We start from the raw sequence: 4,560 nt of genomic DNA, 5'->3' as shown, positions 1-4,560 counted from the left end.
GCACCGTCTCGATCGCGGCGACAATCTCGTCCGTAGACACATCCTTGAGGATGTAGCCCGATGCGCCATGCATGACGGAGGAAGAGATGTACTCGCGGCTCTCATGCATCGAGAGCATCACGATCCGGGCGTCGGCAAGCTCCCGTCTGAACAGTTCAATCGCATCTATGCCGCTCAGCTTCGGCATGTTGATGTCCATCAGCACGACCTGCGGCCGGGTCAGGCGGCCTATGTCCAGGCCGGCATGCGCGAGACCGGCCGTACCGACGACCTCGATATGGTCGAACGTCTCGAGCACCGCTTTCAAGCCATCCAGAACCAGTGGATGGTTGTCGATCAGCAAAACCTTGATCACACGGCGTTCGCTCATGCGGCAACGGCTCGCTCGCTGGCCGGCATATTGGCAGATTTCGGCAGCATTGCTGTCAGCGTCGTGCCGGTCGGCAGGCCGTCAAGCAGCAGCAGCCCGCCGAAATGCGCCATGCGCTCCTGCATGTTGCGCAGTCCAAGGCCGGTCTTGCCAGAGGCACTGTCGTTGCCGCCGTCAAAGCCGGTGCCATTGTCGGAGATTGTCATCCGTGCGCGGCCGCCCTCGCTCCAGAGCTTGACCTCAAGGTGGGTGGCGCCGGAATGCCGTTCGACATTGTTGAACGCCTCCTGGGCGACGCGGTAGAGAGCTGTGCTGGCCGCCGGCTGCAAGCCGTCCGTAAAGCCCGATGCCTCGATTTCGGTCTCTATGCCCGTCCGCTCCGCGAAATTGTAGCAGAGCGCCTCGAGAGCGGCGGTCAAGCCGAGATCGTCGAGGACACGGGGGCGAAGATCGTGCGACATCCGCCTGATCTCCTTGATCGCGCCGTTGAGGGCCTCCACGCCGCGTTCGATGGTCAGGGCCGCGTCGTCGACATGGTTGCGGACCTTCCTGCCGGCAAGATCCATGGCGTAGCGCACGCCGACGAGATTCTGCGAAATGCCGTCATGCAGTTCGCGGGCCAGGCGCGAGCGCTCCTCTTCCTGGGTATCGATCACCCGTTGGGTCAACTGCTTGAGCCTGCCATCGGCCATGCGGCGTTCGTGAAATGTCAAAAGCATGCATGTCGTGAAAACCACGAGCACTGCCGGAACGGCGACCAGCGCCACGATCACGAAAGTCTTCCTTATATTCGTGCGCATGCTGGCGTTGGCGGCGGCGGTTTGGGCATAGACATCATCGAGATAGACGCCGGTTCCCACCACCCATTTCCACTTGTCGAGGCCGACCACGAACGACAATTTGTCCGCGATCCGGCCTGTCGACGGTTTCTGCCATTTATAGTGATGCAGCCCACCGCCGGATTTCGCCGTGGCGATCAGCTCGGCGATGACCTTGTCGCCGTCAGCATCCGTCAGGTCGAGCCAGTTGCGCCCGTGCCTGAAACTTTGGCGCGGGTGAACGATGTTGTTGCCGTCATAGTCGTAGACGAAGAAATATCCGTCCTCGCCATAGTCGAGCGAGGTAAGGATATCAGCGACTTTTTCCTTGGCGGCCGCATCGTCGGCGCCGGCATCGCGATAGGGTTTATCGATGGCCGACAGGGCGAGGTTGGTCAGATTGAGGATTTCCGCTTCCTTGGCTTTCAGCATGTTCTGCTCGAACGTGTCGATATTGTCCTTGGCAAGGTTTGCCGACTGCCAGGTGATGAACGTGGTGATCGCCAGGATCGCGATCATCAGTGGGACGATCGCGAGCGCGATTATCTGGTACCGCAGCGTCAATTGGAGATCCTCCCATGTCCCGCGTCGTTCGCTTAGGTGTGAACAACGAAGGCTCGGCCAATAAGGCGGCAACGCCGTCATGGGTCAAGTCTGGACGACGAGTCCGCACATCCCAGCCGCGGCAAGGGCGGAATCGCGTCAGCAATTGGAGCAACCCTCATCAGGAGCGCGTTTGTGCAAACTTGGCCCTGCAATTGGCCTTCGGTATCGATTCAACCATCTAGCCAGTGGGCAGAGCAAAAAGACCCAAGCTGGCGTGTCAGTGGCGAAGGTCCCAATACGGAGTGGTTCGCTGTCCATCGGCGGCTCCGTCACAAACCCGGCGCAGATCGGCACGGATGTTCTCGGTGTTCAACAGCTCGGCTGCTTCCGGGTAACCCTCAGCTAGCAACTCGGCAACAATCTCGGCTGGAGAGTTGTGGACGCCACCTTCCGCCAAAGCATGAGCCCGCTGGTAGATATGGCTTGTTCTGATGTCGTCGACCATTCGCAAACCCCTCGGTTGACTAGCACTGATAGACAACCCTTGGGCGGCGGATCCGTTCCATGCAACTTTTGAGGGAATACTTGCGGCTGATGCGCCGAGCGACGGCTTGTCCTTATCGCCTCTGGTCAGGAGGCGGCCGATCCAATGCCGTCGATGCAAGGATTATGGCGGCASCAKCCGGAARTCSTTGCCYTCGGGCAGCAAYTGKCCGCCRTCGACRACRATSGTCGTGCCGGTGATGTAGCTGGCRTCGTCSGAGGCGAGGAACAGGAAGGCGTTGGCGACATCGCGTGGGCTGCCGAGCCGGCCGAGCGGGATGGAATCCTCCATGTTCTTGATGTAGGCCGCGCCGCGATGCTGCTGGATCGCCTCGGTCAGGATGTTGCCGGGCTCGACGCCGTTGACGGTGATGCCGTAGCCGGAGAATTCGAGAGCGGCCGAACGGATAAAGCCGTTGATGCCTGCCTTGGTCGCCGCGTAATGGCCGTGGCCGGGACTGGTGACATGCGGGCCGGTGATGGAAGAGGTGTAGAGCATGCGCCCGTAGCGCTGCGCCTTCATCGGCACMAGTGCCGCRCGGGTGGCATTGAAGGTGCCRCGCAGGTTGACGGCCATGACACGGTCCCAGTCGTCGGTGCTGGTGTTCTCGATCAGCTGCCAGGGGTAGATGCCGGCATTCTGCACGATGATGTCGAGCCGGCCGTGGTGTTTCATAGCCAGAGCCACGGCGGCTTCTGCATCGGCCATCAAGGAGATGTCGGTGCGGATGAAAGCGGCGCCAAGCTCATCCGCGGTCGCTTGTCCGGCCTTGACCTCGGTGTCGGCGAGCACCAGCTTGGCACCTTCTTCAGCGAAGCGCAGTGCGGTGCCCTTGCCGATGCCGCTTGCGCTGCCGATGATCAGCGCGACCTTGTCGTTCAGCCGTCCGGTCATGTGAGCCGTCCTGTCATGCGAGTCTTTGGCGAATGGTTTGCTTGAAGGCGTCGAGCAGCACGGCGGCCAACACCAGCAGGCCGTGGATGACCTGGGTGAAGTTGGCCGGCAGGCCCATCAGGTTGATCGCCGTATTAATGGCCGAGAGCAGCAGCACACCGGCATAAACGCCGGGGAGGGTGCCGACGCCGCCTTTGAGGCTGACGCCGCCGATGACGACCGCGGCAAAGGCGTTGAACAGCAGGCCGACGCCGAGATTGGCGGTGGCACCCGAGGTGCGGATCGCCAGCAGCCAGCCGGCCAGGCCGGCAATGGCGCCGGCAAGCACGAAAGCGATGATGAGGTTGCGGTTGACCCGGATACCGGCGCGGAAGGTCGCCGTCTCGTTGCCGCCGATCATCACGAGATGACGGCCGAACGGCGTCTTGGCCATGATCAGCGAGAAGACGACGAAACAGGCGATGGCGATCCAGGCGGTCAGCGGCAGGCCGATCAGCCGCTGGATGCCGAACCAGCGGATCGCAGGTGCCAGATCCTGCGCCGAGCGGCCGCCCGAAATCACCAGCACCAGGCCGCGCACCCAGATGTAGGACGCCAGCGTGATGATGAAGGCGCTCATCTTCACCTTGACCACCAGATAGCCGTTGAAGGCACCGATCAGGCCGCCGACGGCCAGCGCCAGCAGCAGCGACACCGGCACCATCAGCCATTCCGGATGCAATTGGACGCCAAGACCGATGCCTGACGAGCAGAACAGGATGCCGACCGCCATGGCGCTGAGCGCCGCCACCGATTCGACCGACAGGTCCATGTGGCCGGCGATGATGACCAGCGCCAGGCCGATCGACATGACGCCGAGCACGCTCGAGGCCTCAATGATGTTGGCGAAGATGCCGAGCTGGAAATAGTTCGGGACGAAGATGGAGAAGACCACGAGCACGAACAGCAGCATGAACCAGACGAGGTTGTCGAGAACGAACTCCAGGGCATGGCGGGTGCGAGGGTTCATGGGCTGATCCGGTTGGCGCCCCCGCGAAATCGTCTCGATTTCGTCGAGTTCAGGCGGATTGGAATTGCGGAGAATCGGCTCCGGGCCGAGAGGACCCGGAGCGTTTCAGGCGACGTGCCTATTCGACGGACTTGACGGTGTCCGTCGGCGGCTTCTGATTGCCCCAGAAGGCCGGGTTGTCGACGTTTTCCTTGGTGATGGCCGCACCTGGAATCTTGATGTTCGGGCCCCAGGCTTCCTTGGTCACGGTAGATTTCAGGCCAAGCACGTCATATTCGCCGGGCTTGATTTCCTGCTTCTTGACCACCTTGTCCATGAACATGGCGACTGCCGCTGCCTGCGCATAGAGCGGCTGCTCGACTTCGACATTGAGCCAKCC

General features: G+C 61.7%; 5 protein-coding genes and 1 pseudogene. All 6 read right to left on the bottom strand.

Translation table 11 applies throughout. The annotated features are described in order from the left end of the window. On the bottom strand, positions 1-370 hold a 370-nt coding region (locus AC1DX0_RS31565), incomplete at its 3' end, for a response regulator (RefSeq protein WP_477358344.1). Further along, positions 367-1,752: a two-component system sensor histidine kinase MctS gene (mctS, locus tag AC1DX0_RS31560; RefSeq protein ID WP_477221231.1), complete on the bottom strand. Its 1,386-nt coding sequence runs from the start codon at positions 1,750-1,752 to the stop codon at positions 367-369. The genes mctS and AC1DX0_RS31565, both read right to left, overlap by 4 nt. 259 nt (positions 1,753-2,011) lie before the next feature. Continuing rightward, entirely contained in the window at positions 2,012-2,239 is a 228-nt protein-coding gene (locus tag AC1DX0_RS31555) for a hypothetical protein (RefSeq protein ID WP_477221232.1), read from the bottom strand. A gap of 162 nt (positions 2,240-2,401) precedes the next feature. After that, entirely contained in the window at positions 2,402-3,172 is a 771-nt protein-coding gene (locus tag AC1DX0_RS31550) for an SDR family oxidoreductase (protein WP_477358343.1), read from the bottom strand. Positions 3,173-3,185: 13 nt separating this feature from the next. Then, a complete protein-coding gene (locus AC1DX0_RS31545) occupies positions 3,186-4,181 on the bottom strand; it encodes an ABC transporter permease (protein ID WP_477221234.1) in 996 nt (331 codons plus the stop codon). A gap of 118 nt (positions 4,182-4,299) precedes the next feature. After that, a pseudogene (locus AC1DX0_RS31540) lies at positions 4,300-4,560 on the bottom strand (sugar ABC transporter substrate-binding protein); the annotation flags it as partial.

The organism is Mesorhizobium sp. P3_A9 (assembly GCF_056402975.1).
This window is presented reverse-complemented; position numbering and strand designations above follow the sequence as displayed.

What these genes read in the sequence shown, in the direction of transcription:
- AC1DX0_RS31555 (WP_477221232.1), bottom strand. Translation starts at nt 2,239, where the DNA reads ATGGTCGACGACATCAGAACAAGCCATATCTACCAGCGGGCTCATGCT.
- AC1DX0_RS31545 (WP_477221234.1), bottom strand. Translation starts at nt 4,181, where the DNA reads ATGAACCCTCGCACCCGCCATGCCCTGGAGTTCGTTCTCGACAACCTC.